Origin of the sequence: Microbacterium sp. R86528 (genome assembly GCF_044596335.1) — a bacterium.
GTDB lineage: Bacteria > Actinomycetota > Actinomycetes > Actinomycetales > Microbacteriaceae > Microbacterium > Microbacterium marmarense.
In genome coordinates, this window is sequence record NZ_CP138996.1 from 1,337,755 (window position 1) to 1,357,312 (window position 19,558).

The 19,558-nt window shown below is 63.0% G+C and carries 14 protein-coding genes; 5 read left to right on the plus strand and 9 right to left on the minus strand.

The window, feature by feature from the left end:
• Positions 1-940: 940 nt before the first annotated feature.
• Positions 941-2,524, minus strand: a complete 1,584-nt coding sequence (guaA, locus tag SJY18_RS06405; protein WP_396668768.1) for a glutamine-hydrolyzing GMP synthase — start codon at positions 2,522-2,524, stop codon at positions 941-943.
• On the minus strand, positions 2,521-3,024 hold the full coding sequence (locus SJY18_RS06410) for a DUF3817 domain-containing protein (protein WP_396668769.1): 504 nt from the start codon (positions 3,022-3,024) through the stop codon (positions 2,521-2,523). Before SJY18_RS06410 ends, guaA begins: the two co-directional genes overlap by 4 nt.
• Before the next feature lie 172 nt (positions 3,025-3,196).
• On the opposite strand from SJY18_RS06410, the gene SJY18_RS06415 reads away from it, so the two are divergent.
• Entirely contained in the window at positions 3,197-3,973 is a 777-nt protein-coding gene (locus tag SJY18_RS06415) for a siderophore-interacting protein (RefSeq protein ID WP_396668770.1), read from the plus strand.
• 71 nt (positions 3,974-4,044) lie between these two features.
• On the opposite strand, the gene SJY18_RS06420 is transcribed toward SJY18_RS06415, so the two are convergent.
• The 6 genes from SJY18_RS06420 to guaB form a co-directional block, all read right to left on the minus strand.
• Entirely contained in the window at positions 4,045-7,323 is a 3,279-nt protein-coding gene (locus tag SJY18_RS06420; protein WP_396668771.1) for a metallophosphoesterase, read from the minus strand.
• A gap of 1 nt (position 7,324) precedes the next feature.
• Entirely contained in the window at positions 7,325-9,310 is a 1,986-nt protein-coding gene (locus tag SJY18_RS06425; protein WP_396668772.1) for a fibronectin type III domain-containing protein, read from the minus strand.
• 277 nt (positions 9,311-9,587) lie between these two features.
• Positions 9,588-10,640 (minus strand): SURF1 family cytochrome oxidase biogenesis protein, encoded by a 1,053-nt coding sequence (locus tag SJY18_RS06430; protein WP_396668773.1) that lies wholly within the window; start codon positions 10,638-10,640, stop codon positions 9,588-9,590.
• A gap of 5 nt (positions 10,641-10,645) precedes the next feature.
• A complete protein-coding gene (locus SJY18_RS06435; RefSeq protein WP_396668890.1) occupies positions 10,646-11,764 on the minus strand; it encodes a GuaB3 family IMP dehydrogenase-related protein in 1,119 nt (372 codons plus the stop codon).
• A gap of 72 nt (positions 11,765-11,836) precedes the next feature.
• Positions 11,837-12,115, minus strand: coding sequence for a DUF2277 domain-containing protein (locus tag SJY18_RS06440; protein WP_337338506.1), 279 nt, complete (start codon positions 12,113-12,115; stop codon positions 11,837-11,839).
• A 58-nt stretch (positions 12,116-12,173) separates the two neighbouring features.
• On the minus strand, positions 12,174-13,676 hold the full coding sequence (guaB, locus tag SJY18_RS06445) for an IMP dehydrogenase (RefSeq protein WP_396668774.1): 1,503 nt from the start codon (positions 13,674-13,676) through the stop codon (positions 12,174-12,176).
• A 262-nt stretch (positions 13,677-13,938) separates the two neighbouring features.
• Between guaB and SJY18_RS06450 the strand changes: the two genes are divergently transcribed.
• From SJY18_RS06450 to SJY18_RS06465, 4 genes are read left to right on the plus strand one after another with little or no spacing between them, the layout of a single operon-like run.
• Positions 13,939-15,261 (plus strand): branched-chain amino acid ABC transporter permease, encoded by a 1,323-nt coding sequence (locus SJY18_RS06450; protein ID WP_396668775.1) that lies wholly within the window; start codon positions 13,939-13,941, stop codon positions 15,259-15,261.
• 9 nt (positions 15,262-15,270) lie between these two features.
• Positions 15,271-16,254 carry a branched-chain amino acid ABC transporter permease gene (locus tag SJY18_RS06455; protein WP_337338503.1) on the plus strand — a complete coding sequence of 328 codons (984 nt, stop codon included), beginning with the start codon at positions 15,271-15,273 and terminating at the stop codon, positions 16,252-16,254.
• Positions 16,255-16,303: 49 nt separating this feature from the next.
• Positions 16,304-17,320 (plus strand): ABC transporter ATP-binding protein, encoded by a 1,017-nt coding sequence (locus tag SJY18_RS06460; RefSeq protein WP_396668776.1) that lies wholly within the window; start codon positions 16,304-16,306, stop codon positions 17,318-17,320.
• Positions 17,317-18,054 carry an ABC transporter ATP-binding protein gene (locus SJY18_RS06465; protein WP_337338501.1) on the plus strand — a complete coding sequence of 246 codons (738 nt, stop codon included), beginning with the start codon at positions 17,317-17,319 and terminating at the stop codon, positions 18,052-18,054. The genes SJY18_RS06460 and SJY18_RS06465 overlap by 4 nt, the downstream gene beginning before the upstream one ends.
• 126 nt (positions 18,055-18,180) lie before the next feature.
• Here SJY18_RS06465 and SJY18_RS06470 read toward each other — a convergent pair whose 3' ends face one another.
• A complete protein-coding gene (locus SJY18_RS06470; protein ID WP_396668777.1) occupies positions 18,181-19,449 on the minus strand; it encodes an ABC transporter substrate-binding protein in 1,269 nt (422 codons plus the stop codon).
• Between the last annotated feature and the right edge of the window lie 109 nt (positions 19,450-19,558).

The following is a 19,558-nucleotide window of genomic DNA, read 5'->3' on the forward strand; positions in this document are numbered from 1 at the left end:
CCCACGGCGTGTCACGCAATCCCCCGGCCGTTCGGCACCTGCCCAGACACAAGACACGGCAACGCCCCTTCGCGAGCACCACCGCACACCCATTCGCGCGAGCGGCACCGCACACCCACCCGCCCGCAGGCACACCGGTCGCGCGGCACATCGGCCACGCAAAACGGCCGGGCATTTCAAAAGAACGCCGCCAAACGGCCCGTTCCCACGGCGTGTCACGCAATCCCCCGGCCGTTCCACACCTCCCCCAGACACAAGACACGGCAACACCCCTTCGCGAGCACCACCACACACCCATTCGCGCGAGCGGCACCGCACACCCACCCGCCCGCAGGCACACCGGTCGCGCGGCACATCGGCGACGCAATACGGCCGGGCATTTCGAAAGAACACCACCAAGCGGCCCGTTCCCACGGCGTGTCACGCAATCCCCCGGCCGTTCCACACCTGCCCAGACACAAGACACGGCAACGCCCCCTCGCGAGCACCACCGCACACCAACCCGCGCCAGCTACCCACGCGAAACGGCCGGGCATTTCACCCGAAACACCGACATTCGACCCGGGCGGCGGCGCGCCGCGTAAACCCCCGGCCATTCGGTCGTCCGTGACCACAAAGCGCCGCACGCCCCGGCCGTTCGGTCGTCCGCTACCCCGCGACACACGCACGGCTGGCGCTGCGCGCGCGTCGGCTGCGACCGCGCACAGACCATGACCCGGCGCGCTCGGTCGAGCAGCGTGAGGCACTCGCAGCGCCGCACACGTCGCGCGACACCGCACACGTCGGTCGTGCAACATCCGCACGTCGCGCTACTGTCGCCTACACCCTCGGGTGTTGCACACCCCCGTCAACCCCGCGCAAGCACGACCCACGCAAACGCCGCGCACGAGCACAACGCCGCGCACGAGCACAACGCCGCGCACGTCGCGCTACCGCGCGACTACTCCCACTCGATGGTTCCCGGCGGCTTCGACGTGACGTCGAGCACGACGCGGTTGATGTCGCGCACCTCGTTGGTGATGCGATTGGAAATCTTCGACAGCACGTCGTAAGGCAGGCGCGTCCAGTCGGCGGTCATCGCGTCTTCGCTCGACACCGGGCGAAGCACGATCGGGTGCCCGTAGGTGCGACCGTCTCCCTGCACGCCGACCGAGCGCACGTCGGCAAGCAACACGACCGGGCACTGCCAGATCTCGTTGTCGAGGCCTGCCTTGGTCAGCTCTTCGCGGGCGATCGCGTCGGCATCCTGCAGAATCGCGAGACGGTCAGCGGTAACCTCACCGACGATCCGGATGCCAAGACCTGGCCCCGGAAACGGCTGACGCCCGACGATCACCTCAGGAAGACCGAGCTCGCGACCGATCGCCCGCACCTCATCTTTGAACAGAGTGCGCAGCGGCTCTACCAACTCGAACTGGAGGTCTTCAGGCAACCCACCCACGTTGTGGTGGCTCTTGATGTTCGCCGTTCCGGTTCCGCCGCCAGACTCGACGACGTCGGGGTACAGCGTTCCCTGCACCAAGAAGCGGATCGGCTCACCGTCGGCGGCAGCCTCAGCGATCAGTGCCTTCTCTGCCGCTTCGAACGAGCGAATGAACTCGCGCCCGATGATCTTGCGCTTCTGCTCGGGGTCACTGACGCCGGCAAGTGCATTCAAGAACTGCTCGCGGGCGTCGATGGTGACGAGCCGCACACCGGTGGATGCGACATAGTCCTGCTCGACCTGTTCGCGCTCGTCCTTTCGCAGCAGCCCGTGGTCAACGAAGATGCAGACCAGCTGGTCACCGACAGCTTCGTGAACGATCGCGGCTGCGACCGCCGAATCGACGCCGCCCGACAACCCGCAGATCACACGGCCGGTGCCGACCTGTTCGCGAATCTTTGCGACCTGCTCGGCGATGACGTTGCCGCTGTTCCAGTCGGCAGGAAGCCCCGCTGCGCGGTGCAAGAAGTTTTCCAGCACGGCCTGCCCGTGGTCGGAGTGCTTCACCTCGGGATGCCACTGCACACCATAGAAGCGCTTCACGTCATTGCCGAAGGCTGCAACCTGGGTGGCCGAGGTCGATGCGAGAACCTCAAACCCCTCGGGGGCTTTCGAGACCTGGTCGCCGTGGCTCATCCACACGTTCTGCGTGCCAGGCTGACCGGCGAGCAAGATTCCGCCGTCGCCCGAGACGACAGCATCCGTCGCCCCATACTCGCGAAGGCCGGTCTGCGAAACCACTCCGCCGAGAGCCTGTGCCATGACCTGAAAGCCATAGCAAATACCGAGCGTGGGAACGCCGAGCTCGAAGACACCAGCGTCGAGCGAGGGGGCGCCTTCTTCATAGACCGACGACGGTCCGCCCGACAAAATGATGCCGACCGGGTTCTTCGCGGCGAATTCTGCCGCTGTCGCCGTGTGCGGCACGATTTCGCTGTAGACGCCCGCTTCGCGCACGCGACGTGCGATCAGTTGGGCGTACTGCGCGCCGAAGTCGACGACAAGAACGGGCCGCTGTTCGGTTTCAGTCTGCTGTGTCAACGCTTGTTCTCCGTCGGGATGGCGTGGGTAAGAGAGGAGTGCTCGGAACGAGTGTGGTGCTCAGCAGCCTCACGCTCGTCGAGGTAGGTCTTCACTTCGCGGCCGACTCTGGCCTCCATGAAGAACGAGAGGAAGGGAATCACGCCACCCGCGGCGAGTGTGGCGAGGCGCACGATGTTCCAGCGCATCAGACTCCACATGCGGAAGCAGGCGAACAGGTAGACGACATAGAACCAGCCGTGTACGACCAGAATGCCCAGCGAGAGGTTGAGACCGTCACCCGTCGAGACGAGGCCGTCGACGCCTTCGACAACCGGCGCGAACCACAAGAATCCGCCTGATCCGCCTAGGAAAAGCTCAACGCGAAGGGGCGTGTACTTCAGCACCATCTCGGCGCAGAGCAGCAGCAGACCGACACCCGTGATGACGGAGCACACCTGATAGAACTTCAGGGCTCCGCGAATCGCCGGGAAAGAAGCGAGTTTCGGGGCACGGGGCATGCGGTCCAGTCTACCCGCGTGCGTGTTGGGGCTCGCCTCGGGTGGATGCTGCATTCGAGGCGCGGTGCGCGAGCACCCGTCTCGCGTTGTTGCGGCCCTGCAACAGCGCGCCTTCGCTGATGGCGCAATCTGAAGCATCCTTCGCCCAGGACTGGCGGGTAACGTGGAGGCAATGGCTCTTGCATCTCGTACCAGTCCCCGCGCTCCGCGACCGTCGATCGAACTTGTGGTCATCGAGACCCAGCGGCTTTCGCCCTACCTCGTGCGAATCACCCTCGGGGGTGACGGCTTCGATCAGTTTCACGACCGCGTAGAAACCGACAAGTACCTCAAGTTCAAGTTCACAACGCCCGAGCCCGAGTCGCATCCCGTCACCCGCACTTACACGGTGCGGCGGGTGAACGCCGAGGCGGGAACACTCGAGGTGGACTTCGTCGTGCACGGCGACGAGGGGCTTGCTGGCCCTTGGGCATCAAATGTGGAAGTCGGCGAGAAGATCAGCTTCATTGGCCCGGGCGGTGGGTTCACTCCGAACGTCGACGCTGATTGGCACCTCTTCGTGGGCGATCTATCGGCGGTGCCCGCAATCGCTGCCGCACTTGAGTCGTTGCCTGCTGACGCGATCGGTGAGGCCATCATCGAAGTGGATGCTGATGATGCCGCGCTCGAGCTGGCTGCGCCAGCGGGAGTGAACGTGCGCTGGATCACCAACGCGGCCCACGAGGTCGAGTGCCTGGCCGACGCGGTGCGGTCGCTTGAGTGGCGCGAAGGTCGGGTTGACGCATTCGTGCACGGTGAGCGCGAGTCGATGAAGGCGCTGCGCCGCGCGCTGTTCGATGAGCGGGCGCTCCCTCGCGAGCAGGTCTCGCTGTCGGGATACTGGGCCCGCGGCCGCACCGAAGACCGCTTTCAAGCCGAAAAGCGCGAGCCCATCGGCCAGATCCTCTAGCCCGACCCCCCCCACTCCGACACCAAAGGTGCCCTTCCCCGAGTCCGTGGAAGGGCACCTTTGCTGTGACGTTACTCGGCGCTCGGCAGCGTCACTTGAATGACCCCTGCCGGGTACCGATCACGAGCAGAGACGTAGAGCAGATCTCTGTCGGTGTCAATCGACACCCCGTAGACCTTGTTGCCATACTCGTACTGATTCAGCCGCTTCACCAGTGACAGATCCGCCGCGGCGTAGATGCTCGCACCTGAGTCGTCATAGGCAATGTCCTGATGGCCAACGACCACTACACCCGCACCTGCATCGACCGCTATGGAGCGGAAGTCCGCATCGGCGTAGTCGAGCTGATCGATGAGCGCGTAGTCGCTGCCCCGGTACACGCGTATTCCCTCGGTAGACCCACCCGCGTCGCTGTTGCTGAGGTAGATGAGATCGTTGACCTCGTCATACGCCACCCCGTGTGAGCGCCACGGACCAGAGTCCGCGGGGCCCGCGACCGACTGAAGCAGCTCGCCCGTGACAGCGTCCGCGACATCGAATCCACCAGCACGCACTGCGGCAAAGACCCGACCTGACTCGAAGTCGACGTCCATGCCTCGCACTCCGCCAGAGAAGGCGAACGGTCCGGCCACTCGTTCAGCTGTCACCGCATCGACAACTACCCAGTTGCTGCCGAACGCGACATACAGCAGTCCCGCGCCCGGGTCGTATGCGAGATCGCGCAGTCCGTCGTCGACGGGGTCAATTGTGGGAACCGATATGGTTCGCACAACCTGATCGTTCGCAGGGTCGATGACGTGCACTCGGGCTGGCCTCATCTCATCAGCTAGATACACGAACCCCGTTTCTGGATCGATGGCCGAACCGACCGGACGAATCTCCGGGTCAGTGGGCTCGGTAACAATCGCGCCCAACGCTCGCGCGACCCAAGGCTCCGTTGGGTCGGTCGGGTCGGTCGGGTCCGTCGGGTCCGTCGGATCGGTCGGATCGGTGGGATCGGTGGGATCGGTGGGATCCGTGGGATCCGTGGGATCCGTGGGATTCGTCACGCGTGTGCTGACGGTGACAGCGATCGCTTCCAGCTCCTCTCCAGGCGGGTTCAGACGGAAGTCGCGGTTCGCCACGAACACGCGTTGCTGTTGTTCGTCGATCGCGATGCCGTACCCATCTTTGCCATGCTCGGGGCCGACCGCGTCAGCCAGCAGGCGGCCGCTCTTCAGCTCGTGCACTGAGAATCCGCCGCTTGTTTCGCTGGTGCCGGTGTAGCCCACGTAGAGCAACTCGTTGGTGCTATCGATATCGACCTGTCGAGCGCCTGCTCGCACTTCCCTGCTCCACAGAAGCGAGAAGCCGTTCACCGCGTCAAAAGCGTGGACGTCAGGATTTCCTGCAACGCTCTGGAACTTCGTGGTGACGACGATTCCCGTTTCTGGATCAGCAGCGACATAGTATGCGTCAGCCGTACCATTGATTACGCCCAGCGACTCGCCGGTCGACGCTCGGAAGACCTCAACGCCGCGCGCGGGTACGGCGACATACACATAGTCGTTCACAGGATCGACGTCGATTGAACGATTCGATTCGATAATGGGGTAAGACCCACGCACGATCTCCCCGAACGTGTCGTCAGCGATGGATGCGACGAGCCAGTTTCGGTTCTGCTGCCCAACATAGATGAGCTCGTTTGTCTCATCGATGCCGATGTCGCGGATGTTCTCCGGCAACGTCATGGTGCGAAGCACTTCGTCGGTGTCTGGGTCCATCTCGAAGATGGTCTTGCCGTTCTGGTCACCGAGGTAGAGCACATCGCGGCCCTCGTGATACGCGACGCCCGCCGGCAATGCGGCGTTCGAGCGGTTGACCGATGAGAGGTCGGCCGTTCGCTCGTACGCAAAGTCGGCCGAAGGGCCTTCTTCGTCTGGATCGCCTGTTCCTGGATCTGGGTCCGGGTTGGGCTCACAACCGAGACAGGGCGCCGGTGTTCCCGGGTCGATGACCTGCGGTTCGACACCATCGACGACCAACTTCTGCTCGCCTGTCTTGTCGATCGTGAACCCGTCGAAGAACTTGCCGTCCGCGGTGCGTGATTCGAACCGCAACACTCCGTCTGCGATGTCGACTACCTGATACGTCTGCATTCCGCTGGCAAGTCGTCTCAAGTGGCCATCATTCTCATTCCAGTGACGGGGACCCGCTTCATAGAACTTAGACCCGACGCTCGAAGAGACATACACCGGGCCTGTGTGGCTTAGTTCCGGGTCTGCCCCGACAGGCAGATTCTCCTCGTTTGCGAAGAGATTGCCCCTGCCGTACGCGTGGTCATGCCCCGTCAGCACTAGGTCGACGTTGTGCTCTTCGAGAATCGGCCCCCAAGCCTGCCGGATGCCGAGGTTGTTTCGACCCTCATCGAGCGAGTACACGGGGTGGTGAAAGTACACAACGGTCCATTGGTTGGGGTTGTTTGTCAGCGCCTCGTCAAGCCACGCAGCCTGAACACTCAATCCTTCGGTGTCGACAATATTGCTGTTGAGAGCGACGAATCGAACTCCCTGATGATCGGTGTAGTAGACGGAGCCCTCGAGCTCGTCATATACGTCACCCTCGCCAGTGGGGCCGTTATCGGGGTAGGTGAACTGGTTCTGCCACTGGGTGGACAGCCCTCCTTCGTACTCATGGTTTCCAGGAGTAGTGAGAATGTTTTGAGTGCCGAGAGTGTACGAGAAGGCGTCGTAGAGTTCACCCCACTGCTCTTCTGATTCCGCATCATTCACCAGGTCGCCGATCTGCAGCACTAGATCAGCGTTTGGCCGATCGCGATATGCGTTTCGAATGACCCGCGATGCATCACTGAGAATGCCGTTCTGGATATCTCCCAGATAGACGAACGAGAACGCATCATTGGTGGCAGACGAGGTCTCGAAGTCTTGCCATTCGCTGAAGTTCGTGCCGTCACCGACGCGGTACATGTAAGACGCGCCCGGTGCAAGTTCCGACAGTTCGGCCGTGTGAATGGCCTGCGTGTAGCCAAGGTCCGTGGCCTGCTCAGCGCGTTGCTGCGCAACCACACGAAGCACTCCTCCTGGGTAGGACTCAGCCGTGAAAGTGCGGTACTCGACGACGGCCTCTTCGACATCCGTTGAGCTTCGCCAAGAGATCAGCTGTTGAGTCGTAGGGTCCGTGCCCGGGGTGAGGGTAATGCGGTCGGGGATGCGCGATGGTGCGTAGCGCTCTGCAGCCGGCAGCGACGCGGCACTCGCCGAAGCCGGCGCAACTAGTGCTCCAGCTCCAGCCAGCATGCCGATCGTGACGCCTGCCGCCAACACACGTTGGGAGTTACGAAGGCGAGACATGTTAGGAGACCTTTCGGGTACGAGTGAGGGTACGAGTGATGAGCACGGCACCGCCAGCGGTAAGTAGGCCGCCCAGCGCGATCAAACCGATTGGAAGCTCGGTTCCAGTTGCGGCAAGCGGGGCGGTCGCCGTCTCAGATTTCGTCACGATGATGTCGACGCTCACTGTGCGCCCAGATTCCAGCCCTCGCAGCACGATCGAGTGCTCCCCTGCCTCTGCATCTGCGGGAATCGTCACGGTCGCCTGCACGGCGCCGGACTCAGAGGCTGTTGACAGCGCGAGCGTCACGGGGGTGGAGTGAAGCTCGATTGCGACTCGTTCGCCACCGAGGAATCCTGCCGCCGTGATCGACAGCGAACCACCCGGCGCGATGCTGTTGTCGCTGAGCGAGAGCGTCGGTGATTCCGAGCCGATATCGGTGCCAGGGTCCGTACCAGGGTCGGTACCCGGATCCGTGCCCGGATCCGTGCCAGGATCGGTGCCCGGATCCGTACCAGGATCCGTACCAGGATCCGTACCAGGATCGGTGCCCGGATCCGTGCCAGGGTCGGTATCAGGGTCCCCGGGAAGAGCCGGCGGCGCGACACCGTCTCGGCTCGAGCCCGGGCCGCCCGCCCACAGCACGTCGTCCGTGACGAGCTTTTCACCCGCGGCATCTTTGGTAATCGTGAACGCGTCAAACAAGGCACCGTCGACGGTGCGTGCTTCGACGTGCATCCGTCCGTCTTCGGTCACGTCAACGGTCTGGAACAGCTGTACATCGCGGCCGACGACGCGCAGGTTCGCATCATTTGCGGTCCAGTTGTTGTCCTCGGCGGGGTCCGGGATGTACATCTTGGGGCCTGCGACGCTGACGAGATACGCCGGGCCGACGTGGCTGGTTGCCGCATCGGCGCCCTCGGGAAGACCTGATTCGTTGGCGACGAGGTTTCCGCGACCGTAGGCGTGGTCATGCCCTTGCACGACGAGGTCTACGTCGTGCTCTTCGAACACGGGCAGCCATGCTTCGCGCAGCGCCGCGTTGTCGCGACCGCTTGTCACCGAGAAGATCGGGTGGTGGAAACTGACCACTGTCCAATCGTTCGGGTTGTCGGCGAGCACTCCCTGCAACCACTGGGTCTGCGCCTCGCGCGAGTCAGTTCGCATCGCCTGGGTGCTGTCCAGACTGATGAACCGTACACCCTGGTAGTCGACGTAATAGACGGTCTCGGCAAGAGTGTCCTCCCCCGCGGGCCCGTTCATGGGGTACTCGAATTGCGCGCCCCAGTAACGCGATAGATCCGGCCCTGGGTAGTACTCGTGATTGCCTGTAGACGCGATCACGTTGAGGTACTGGTTGGAGAATGCCGCTGCTTCGTGCCACTCACCCCACTCGGAATCGCTAGTCTCGGTGTCAATCAAGTCACCCGCGTGAACAACAGCACGGGCGTACGGCCGCGCCTCGAAGGCAGCACGGAACGCCCGTGAGGTGTACGCCTTGTTGTCGTTTTGAGCATCGCCCTGCACGAGAAAACTGAAGCCGCCCGACTTCTCTGCGGCGGTGGTGAACTCAAGCCATTCGCTCCACGTCTCGCCATCTCCGACCCGGTACACGTAGGTTTCTTCCGGGTTCAAGCCGTCCACAGTCGCCGTGTGATGGGCCACTCGATAGCCGAGATTGGCATCAAACTCCACGGTGGATGCCGCGCCCATCGTCGCTGCATCGCTGACTACGGTGGGACCGCTGAGCGCCCACTGCACTTGCGGCGAAGTTACCGAATCCGACGTGCGCCATGTCACTGACTGGCTGACGGACGGTGTGGCAGTAGGCGTCAAGATGACGCGGTCGGGAACAGCGGTCGGCATATGGACGGTTGCCGGGTCGACAGCTGGTGGGGCGAGACCGCCGCCCGTGGCGACGGCAACTCCTCCACCCATACTGCTAAGTCCGACGGTCACGGCGAGAGCGCCTGCCGTGAGAAGTCCGGCACGAGCGAATCGAGGCACGCGGGATCACCTTTCGAGGGAGCCGCTTCGGGGGCGGCTCAGTCAGCGCACAGAGCGCAAGCCCGCCACACGGCAGGCCCATAGGAGATTCTGTCGAGGCATCCAGGCAAAAAGCGTCTGTTTGTGCAGGCTTATCCCGCTGTTAAACCCGAGCCTGCGACCTGCTCAAAGCGACAGCTCGCGGTCGCCGCGCGTCTACTCAAGCGCTCCCGCGCGTTCACCTGTGAGCCATCTCACCTGTCGCCTCGCTGCTACCTCGATCGAGCAAACGCTCGCGTCACCCAGCAACTGCAGCGGCGGCGTCTTCGAGGTCTTCGACCTCTTTCTCCCACTGGTCCTTCGCGAGGCGATACCAGAGGTAGAAGGCGAAGCCGCCGAAGATCGCCCACTCCGCGGCATAGAAGATGTTCAGCCAGTTGATCGGGTTGGCCAGCTCTGGCGCAGGCGACGAAATCGCTACCAGCCCAGCGAGCGGCTCGACAGATGCGATGTACTGGCGATAGACGTCGAGGCCTTCAAGGTCGTGCCACTGACTTAGCAGTGCGGCCGTCGACAGCGATGACATTGCTTGCGGATCGCCGTCGTGCGGGGGCAACGCGGGCGTTTCATCTGAAATCAGCCGTCCCGTGATGACGTATGAGGCGGGCACCGCGGCATCCTCTTCGAGCTCTTCCGCCGCCGCGAGTGCTTCTTCTTCGCTGGCAGCCCAGCCAATCGCCACCGCAACCGAAGTGGCCACATCAGTGTTGGCCAGCCGCAACTGCCCGGTGACCCAATAGCCTTCCGCGCCATCGTTGAAACGCGACGAGATGATCAGAAAGTCGCCGGGCACCCACACGCCCTGCGTTTCGACTCGCTGCCCAACGAGCGGTTCTGGCAGATACTCCCCTGGGCCCGCAACCTCGTCGAGCGGCAAGATCTCTTCGGTCGCACCCGCCGGCGGAGGATTCGTATCAATCGCCCGATCGAGCTGCCATTGGCCGAGCCACGCGAAAACTCCCGCCACGATGAGGCACAGTGCGAGCAGACCCAGCCACTCCCGCCGCAGCATGACCTCACGCAGAGTCGGCGGAAAGACCTCCGGGATGGGAAGGCCGCTTGGCACTGCTGCTGGTTCTGCGCTCGTCGAAGCGGAACCGCTCAAGTCACCGTCAACGGAACCCGCACCAGCGTCTACGCCAGCACTACCGGGGCCGCTCAAACCTGCGTCTGCACCAGCATCCGAACGCCCCGAACCAGCGTCTACGCCAGCACTACCCGGGCCGCCCAAACCAGCGTCCGCACCACCAGCATCCGCACCACCAGCACCCGCCGCGGGGTCACCGTTCACCGGACTCACCGGTTGGCGTAGGGCGCGACGACGACCTCGACGCGCTGGAACTCCTTGAGGTCGGAATACCCGGTCGTGGCCATCGACTTGCGAAGCGCGCCGATGAGGTTTGCGGTGCCGTCGGCGACGGGAGCCGGCCCATACAGCACCTCTTCGAGCGTGCCCACCTGGTCCACTGCCACTCGGCGACCGCGCGGCAGCTGTGCGTGGTGAGCTTCTGGTCCCCAGTGGTAGCCCTGGCCGGGAGCATCCGTAGCCCGAGCGAGCGCAACGCCGAGCATGACCGCGTCTGCGCCCATGGCGAGGGCCTTGACGATGTCGCCAGAAGTTCCCACGCCGCCATCGGCGATGACGTGCACGTAGCGCCCGCCCGATTCATCGAGATAGTCGCGACGAGCACCAGCGACGTCAGCCACCGCGGACGCCATCGGCGCATGCAGGCCGAGGGTCACGCGAGTGGTGGATGCTGCGCCTCCGCCGAATCCGACGAGCACACCCGCCGCGCCAGTGCGCATCAGGTGAAGGGCTGCGGTGTAGGTCGCGGCCCCGCCGACGATCACCGGAACATCGAGGTCGTAGATGAACTTCTTGAGGTTCAATGGCTCGTCGACCGATGAGACATGCTCGGCTGACACTGTCGTGCCACGGATCACGAACAGGTCGACCCCAGCGGCGACCACGGTTTCGTATAGGTCCTGCGTGCGCTGCGGGGTGAGCGAACCGGCAACGGTGACGCCCGCGGCCCGAATCTCGGCCAGTCGGTCGCGCACGAGCTCGGGTTTGATCGGCTCGGCGTAGAGCTCCTGCATGCGACGTGTCGCCGCAGCCTTATCGAGCGCAGCGATCTCGCTGAGGAACGGCGTGGGGTCGTCGTAGCGCGTCCACAGTCCTTCGAGGTCGAGCACCCCGAGCCCACCGAGCTGACCGAGCATGATGGCGGTCTGCGGGCTCACTACCGAGTCCATCGGCGCGCCCATCACGGGAATGTCGAATTGGAACGCATCGATCGACCACGCGGTCGATACGTCTTCGGGGTTTCGCGTGCGCCGCGAGGGCACCACCGCGATGTCGTCGAAGGTGAATGCGCGTCGCGCGCGCTTAGCGCGGCCGATTTCGATCTCCATGCTCACCCTCTCAGCCTAGTCGGCTCCTCAAAAACACAGACCACCAGACGATGGATGCTGCAGCCACTGGCGCTACGCGGCCGAGTAGCGACCCGACGCCACCGCCCGCGCGCGGGCCTTCGCCGCTTCTTCTTCGCGATTCTTCGGTGGCGCATTTGTCACGAGGTCATCGAGCAGATGCTGTGTGATGTGCGCGATCTCGTGCACCGCCTTGTCGAACGCCTCTTGGTTGGCCTGACTGGGCTTCGAGGTTCCCGCGATCTTTCTCACGTACTGCAGCGCGGCGGCGTGCACTTCTTCGTCCGTCGCGGCGGGCTCGAAGTTGTGAAGGGTGTGGATGTTCCGGCACATGCGGCAGACGATACGCCCGGGGGCCGACATCTGCTACCTCTTGGGCCCCCACCATCCGCTATTTGCGGTAGTTGGGCGCCTCTACGACGATCTGCACGTCATGCGGGTGCGACTCTTTGAGCCCGGCAGCGGTGATGCGCACGAACTTGCCCTTCGCCTTGAGCTCTTCGATGGTGCGAGCGCCCACGTAGAACATCGACTGACGAAGCCCACCGACGAGCTGATAGGCGACAGCCGACACCGGGCCGCGGTAGGCGACCTGACCTTCAATGCCCTCAGGAATCAGCTTGTCGTCGTTGGGCACATCCGCTTGAAAATAGCGGTCTTTCGAATACGAGGTCTTCTGACCGCGAGTCTGCATCGCGCCGAGCGACCCCATGCCTCGGTACTGCTTGAACTGCTTTCCCCCTACGAAGACCACTTCGCCGGGGCTTTCATCGGTGCCAGCGAACAGCGAGCCGATCATGACGGAATCGGCGCCCGCAACGATCGCCTTGGCGATGTCGCCCGAGTACTGCAATCCGCCATCGGCGATGACCGGAATTCCGGCCTCCCGCGCGGCGAGGAACGCTTCGTAGACGGCGGTGACCTGGGGCACACCCACGCCTGCAACAACGCGCGTCGTGCAGATCGATCCCGGGCCAACCCCGACCTTGACCGCGTCAACGCCCGCATCGATGAGTGCTTGAGCGCCCTCGCGCGTCGCGACGTTGCCGCCGATCACATCGATGTGCTCGAAGCTCGAGTCTGCCTTCAGCCGCGTCACCAGATCGATGACTCCTGCTGACTGACCGTTTGCGGTGTCAACGACCAGTACGTCTACCCCGACATCACGCAGCGCTTCGGCACGCTCCCACGCGTCGCCGAAGAACCCGATGGCGGCACCAACGCGAAGGCGTCCTTGCTCGTCTTTCGTGGCAAGCGGGTACTTCTCGCTCTTGTCGAAGTCTTTGATCGTGATCAGACCGGCGAGCTTGCCGTCGTCGTCGATGAGCGGAAGCTTCTCGACCCGGTGCTTGGCAAAGGTCGCAAGCACATCGTTCGCGCCGATACCAACCTTGGCCGTGATGAGACCCTCAGTGGTCATCACGTCTTTGACGAGCGTTGTCTGTCGTTCAAATCCCGAGACGAATCGCATGTCGCGGTTGGTGACGATGCCCACGAGAATGCCGTCATCGTCGATGACCGGCAGCCCCGAGATGCGGTAGGTGGCGCACAGGTTGTCGACTTCTTCGATCGTCGTCTCTGGCGTTGTTGTGATGGGGTCGGTGATCATGCCAGACTCGCTGCGCTTCACGCGGTCAACCATCGACGCCTGGTCGGCAATCGACACGTTGCGGTGGATGATTCCGAGTCCGCCTTCGCGAGCAACAGCGATCGCCATGCGGGTCTCAGTGACGGTATCCATGGCACTCGAGATAAGCGGTGTGGCCACGGTGATCCGGCGAGTCACACGCGACGACGTATCCGCTTCGCTGGGAATGACGTCAGTGTGCCCCGGCAGGAGCAAGACATCGTCATAGGTCAATCCGACGAAACCGAACGGGTCGTTGTGCTCCATAGGTTCTCCCGCGCTCGTTGGCGCAATATCGAGGGTGTCGGCGAGTGCCGGTTGCGCCTCTGCGCGCCAGTACCGATCATAAACCGTGCGAACGCGCGATTATTCCTGCGCTCGTGAACTTATTCAAGGTCTCATCACGATTTGGCAAGGTTCTCGAAAGGTGCGTGCACGAAACACTCAGGACACATTAGGGTCGTAGCGTCGTCATTCATGGCCGAAGCGACCCGAGCGTCGGCATGCATGAGCCGGACTGGGAGGTTCAGTGAGGCCAACGATTGAGGCCGGATCGCGTCTAAGTCGCATCCGCGCCATATCTGCACTCATAGCTTTATTCATTGTCTTTTGTGGCATTTTCGTCACCTCAGCGCCCGCGCTGGCGGCGGAAGACGATCCATATCGAATCAGCGGAAACGTGCAGCTCGACGGCGAGCCACTCGAAGGGATCGTGCTGACTGTTGACGGCCCTGGCGGTCTTCAAGAAGTCGAAACCGATGAGAACGGCCAATGGAGCGCCCAAGTTCCCGAGCGCGGCGAGGTCTACACCGTCACGCTCGACGAGAACACGCTGCCCGAAGGCATCGCGGTTGTCGACGAAGAGAGCGACACCCCGAACATCAAAGAAGCCGAGATGGGGCAGGGTGGCCGTCTCAGCGTCAACTTCTTCATCGGCGAGGGTGAACGAAACGTCACCAGCTTCTTCGACCAGTTGGTGCAACGCCTCGTGCAGGGTGTCTCGTTCGGACTGATGCTCGCTCTCGGCGCGGTTGGTCTGACCCTCGTGTACGGCACGACCGGTATTTCCAACTTCGCGCACGGCGAGATGGTCACCTTCGGCGCGATAGCGGGCTTTTTGATCGTGGGGCCAGCCAGTTTGGCGCTGCCCTGGTGGCTCGGCTATCCGCTCGCGATCGTGCTGAGCGGTGTGTTCGGCCTCGTGCTCGACATGATCATATGGAGACCCCTGCGAAGACGAAGGGTCGGCGTAGTGCAGCTGATGATCGTCAGCATTGGCCTGTCGCTCGCGCTTCGCTACATCTTCCAGTACATGATCGGCGGCGGCACAGTTCAGCTGCCCGGAGGCAATGCACCGAGATTCGACCTGTTCGGTTCCGTCTCGATGAGCGTCATCGACATGGTGTCTATCGCCATCTCGATCGTGGTGATCGTGATCTTCGCTCTCTGGTTGAACCGTTCGCGGCTCGGCAAGGCAACGCGCGCCATCTCAGACAACCCGTCGCTCGCGGCAGCCTCTGGCATTGACGTCGACCACGTGGTTCGCGTGGTTTGGATCGTCGCTGGATCGCTCGCCGGCCTCGCGGGAATCTTGTTCGCCTACTACCGCCCCGGCATCAAGTGGGACATGGGAGCCCAGCTGCTGCTGCTCATGTTCGCCGCGGTGGTTCTGGGTGGCCTCGGCACCGCCTACGGCGCGCTGGTTGGCGCACTGATCGTCGGAATCCTGGTAGAGACGTCAAGCCTCTGGATTCCCGCCGATCTCAAGTACGCGAGCGCGCTCCTCATCCTCATTGTGATTCTGCTGTTCCGACCACAGGGCATCCTGGGTCGCAGCGAGAGAATAGGCTAAGGGCGATTCATGGACTGGATACAGATTCTCTCGAACACCGCGTCATCGATCATCAGCCCTGCCACGCTCGGGTACGCCCTTGCCGCGCTGGGACTGGCGATGCACTTCGGTTACACCGGCCTTATCAACATGGGCATCGCCGGCTTCATGGCCGTCGGCGCCTACGGCTTCGCAATCACGAGCCTCATGTTCGCGTTCCCCTGGTGGCTCGCGGCACTGACCGGACTCATCGCCTCGGGTGTCTTCGCGTTGATTCTGGGTATACCCACCCTCCGACTACGCGGTGACTATCTGGCGATCGTCACGATTGCAGCGGCCGAGGTTGTCAGGCTGCTGTTCCTCACTACCGCGTTCGATGACGTCACCGGCTCTGCCGACGGTCTCAGCGGGTACCAGGGCAGCTTCCAGGACTTCAACCCGCTCGACCCGACGAAGACCTACGGCTTCGGCCCCTGGGAATACAACGGCACCGCTTGGTGGGTGCGCATCGTCGGCATCATCACGCTCGCGATCGGTGTGCTGATCGTGTGGCTGCTGGTTCGCAGCCCTTGGGGTCGTGCACTCCGCGGCATCCGTGAAGACGAAGACGCCGTGCGCTCGCTCGGCAAGAACGTCTTCGCCTACAAGCTGCAGTCGCTGGTTCTGGGTGGCATGCTCGCCGCGGCGGGTGGCATCATCATCTCGCTCGAACGAGCGGTCAGCCCCGGCGTGTACGTCACCTCGCTGACGTTCTTCATCTGGACCGCGCTTCTGCTCGGTGGCGCCGCGACGGTCTTCGGGCCGGTTCTCGGGTCGCTGATCTTCTGGGCGCTGCAGACGTTCCTCAGCAACGTTCTTCCGGCAATGGTCAAGGCGGGCTACCTTCCGTTCATGACCGAGATTCAGGCAAGTACGGTGCGCTACATCCTGGTGGGTATAGCGCTCATGCTCCTGGTGATCTTCATGCCGCAGGGCATCCTCGGCAACAAGAAGGAGCTGACCTTTGTCAAGTGATCAGATGCCAGGTGGACCAAGCGAAGACAGCGCTCCCACTGAAAGCACGATGACTGCCCCTGTCGCCCGCGCGAAAACCACGGGCCTGCACGTTGGCGAGGCCGCTCCCGGCTGCGCCAAGGTCGATCCGATCATCATCGCCGACAACGTTCGCCGCTCGTTCGGCGGCGTGCACGCTGTCGACGTAGATCATCTCGAGATTCCCCGTGGCGCGATCACGGCTCTGATCGGTCCGAACGGTGCGGGCAAAACCACGCTGTTCAACCTGCTCACGGGTTTCGACCAGCCCAACGAGGGCAAGTGGAGCTACGACGGCCACGACCTCTCTGGCGTCGCGGCCTACAAGGTCGCTCGCATGGGTCTGGTGCGCACCTTCCAGCTCACCAAGGCTCTGGGCCTTCTCACCGTCATGGAGAACATGAAGCTCGGTGCGAAGAACCAGAAGGGTGAGAAGTTCTGGGCGAGCCTGATCCCGGCTCTGTGGCGCAAGCAAGACGACGAGCTTGAAGACCAGGCCATGGAACTGCTGCAGCGATTCAAACTCGACGCGAAGGCAGACGATTTTGCCGCATCGCTCTCGGGCGGGCAGCGCAAGCTTCTCGAAATGGCGCGCGCTCTCATGACGGTGCCCACGCTGGTCATGCTCGACGAGCCGATGGCTGGTGTGAATCCGGCGCTGACGCAGTCGCTGCTCGATCACATCTTGAACCTCAAGGACGACGGCATGACCGTGCTGTTCGTCGAGCACGACATGCACATGGTTCGACACATCGCCGACTGGGTGGTCGTGATGGCCGAAGGCCGCGTGGTCGCCGAAGGCGACCCGCACGAGGTGATGAAGAACCCCGCGGTGATCGACGCCTACCTCGGAGCCCACCAAGAGCTCGATCTGGGTGTGGTCACTGGTCGTATCGACATTCAGGATGCTGATCCCTCCGCGAGCCCCGAGGCCTCGGCGTCAGCAAGCGCTGACGCTCTGGTGGCCGACGGCATTGCTGAAGAGGAAGGCGCAGCGGCAAAGCCCGCCGAACCGTCCAGCTCTCACAACCAGGAGGACTCGAAGTGAGCACGACCGCCACCGAAACCCCTGTTGTACTCATCAAAGATGTGCACGCGGGCTATCTTCCGGGTGTCAACATTCTCAACGGCTGCAACCTGGTCGCGAACCAGGGCGAGCTGATCGGCATCATCGGCCCCAACGGCGCGGGCAAGTCCACGCTGCTGAAGGCGATGTTCGGGCAGGTCAACATCCGCAGCGGCGAGGTGTTGCTTGATGGCCAAGACATCACGCACCTGCGGGCGAACCAGCTGGTCTCGCGCGGAGTGGGCTTCATTCCGCAGACAAACAACGTGTTTCCCAGCCTGACGATCGAAGAGAACCTTCAGATGGGGTTGTACCAGAACCCCAAGATCTACGATGAGCGCCTTGAGTTCGTAACCGGAATCTTCGCCGAGCTGGGTCAGCGTCTCAAACAGCGCGCCGGGTCGCTCTCGGGTGGCGAGCGCCAGATGGTGGCGATGGGCCGCGCGCTCATGATGGATCCGAAGGTTCTCCTGCTTGACGAGCCCTCCGCCGGGTTGTCTCCCGTCCGCCAGGACGAAGCGTTCATCCGCGTGTCTGAGATCAACAAGGCAGGCGTGACCTGCATCATGGTCGAGCAGAACGCTCGCCGCTGCCTGCAGATCTGTGACCGTGCCTATGTGCTCGACCAGGGTCGCGACGCCTACACGGGCAGTGGGCGCGAACTATTGCACGACGCGAAGGTCACCGAGTTGTACCTCGGAACCCTGGGCGCCTGAGCCGACGTTTTTTTGGGGTGGGATGCTGCGGCATCCCACCCCATTGCTTTGCCCGTCCAACAGCGCGCCGCACGACAAAGGGCCCCGAGTCCGAAGACTCGGGGCCCTTCAGCCTGCGAGGGGGTATTAGCCCTCGTAGCCTGCGTAGTTGTTGTCGTCACCGAACTGGTAGATACCGATCGATGCCTGGGTCGGGTCGCCGGCCTCATCGAACGTGATCGGGCCAGAAACGCCATCGTAGTCAGCAACGCCGCCTCCGACGATGATCTCTGCACACTCAGCGAAGCTGGTGCACGTTTCGCCGTCTCCCGAACCACCAGAAACTTCGATGAGCTTCTCGGCGATCGCTGCGGAGTCGGTCGAACCTGCAGCCAGGCTGGCAAGTGCCAGCAGGATGGTGGCGTCGTAGGACTCTGCCGCGTAGCTGTACTCGGTGAGCGGCTCGCCACCCTCGTCGGTCAGGAACGTGTCGAGCGCGCTGGTGAAGTCACCGAGCGTGTCGATCGTCAGACCGGGCAGGGTGCCCTTCGCGCCGGTGAGTGACCCCTCGGGCAGCTCGTCGCCGAAGTTGGCCAGGTTGCCATCGACGAAGTAGAGGTCTTCAGCCGGGAAGTCAGCGATGACGCTCGGGAGCATCGTCTTGACCTCTTCGAACGTGATCAGCGCGATCGCGTCGGGGTCGGCTGCGAGAACCTCAGAGATCTGAGCGTCGAACGTGGTGTCACCCGTGTTGTAGGTGGGCTGCGCGACAACCTCGCCGCCGGCGGCTTCGAAAGCCTCGGTGACGTACTTGGCGAGTCCGGTGCCGTACGAGTCGTTCAGCACGATCATGCCGAGCGTCTGGTGTCCGTCTTCAGCGATGAGGTTACCGAGAACCTCGCCCTGCAGAACGTCCGAAGGCGCGGTGCGGAAGTACAGGCCGCCGTCGTCGTACGTGGTGAACGCGTCTGACGTGTTGGCAGGCGAGAACTGGATTACGCCAGCGCCGGTGACCTGGTCGATGAACTGAAGCGAGACACCCGAAGATGCTGCACCGAGGATCGCCGAGACGTTCTCACCGAGCAGACGCGGGATCTCAACCTCGTATGCCTTGTTGTCGAGGTCACCGGAGTCACCGTAGACGACGTCCAGGTCGAGACCGGTGTCTTCGGTCGACATGTTGATTTCCGACATCGCGTATGCGACACCTGCTTCTTCGGGCGGGCCGAGGAAGGCGAGGTTGCCGGTCTGGGGCAGTGCCGTACCGATCTTGAGGCTCAGCGACTCTGAGGGAGTCGCCGGGTCTGTGGTCTCTTCCGCGCTGCTCGAGCAGCCTGCCAGGAAGAGGGCGCTGACGCCGACCGCGGCGATGCCGCCGAGGACCTTGCCGGCACGCGAACGAATGAAGACGCTCATGTTGCTCCTTGCTGTGTTTGACTCGGGCGCGACTCGGGCGCACACCCAGTGCAGTCAAACCTAGCCGCGCTAAGGCTTCCGCAATGTTGCCTTTCGTTAACGATGTGTT

What these genes read in the sequence shown, in the direction of transcription:
- SJY18_RS06455 (WP_337338503.1), top strand. Translation starts at nt 15,271, where the DNA reads ATGGACTGGATACAGATTCTCTCGAACACCGCGTCATCGATCATCAGC.
- SJY18_RS06435 (WP_396668890.1), bottom strand. Translation starts at nt 11,764, where the DNA reads ATGGAGATCGAAATCGGCCGCGCTAAGCGCGCGCGACGCGCATTCACC.
- SJY18_RS06415 (WP_396668770.1), top strand. Translation starts at nt 3,197, where the DNA reads ATGGCTCTTGCATCTCGTACCAGTCCCCGCGCTCCGCGACCGTCGATC.
- SJY18_RS06460 (WP_396668776.1), top strand. Translation starts at nt 16,304, where the DNA reads ATGACTGCCCCTGTCGCCCGCGCGAAAACCACGGGCCTGCACGTTGGC.
- SJY18_RS06470 (WP_396668777.1), bottom strand. Translation starts at nt 19,449, where the DNA reads ATGAGCGTCTTCATTCGTTCGCGTGCCGGCAAGGTCCTCGGCGGCATC.
- SJY18_RS06410 (WP_396668769.1), bottom strand. Translation starts at nt 3,024, where the DNA reads ATGCCCCGTGCCCCGAAACTCGCTTCTTTCCCGGCGATTCGCGGAGCC.
- guaB (WP_396668774.1), bottom strand. Translation starts at nt 13,676, where the DNA reads ATGGAGCACAACGACCCGTTCGGTTTCGTCGGATTGACCTATGACGAT.
- SJY18_RS06420 (WP_396668771.1), bottom strand. Translation starts at nt 7,323, where the DNA reads ATGTCTCGCCTTCGTAACTCCCAACGTGTGTTGGCGGCAGGCGTCACG.
- SJY18_RS06440 (WP_337338506.1), bottom strand. Translation starts at nt 12,115, where the DNA reads ATGTGCCGGAACATCCACACCCTTCACAACTTCGAGCCCGCCGCGACG.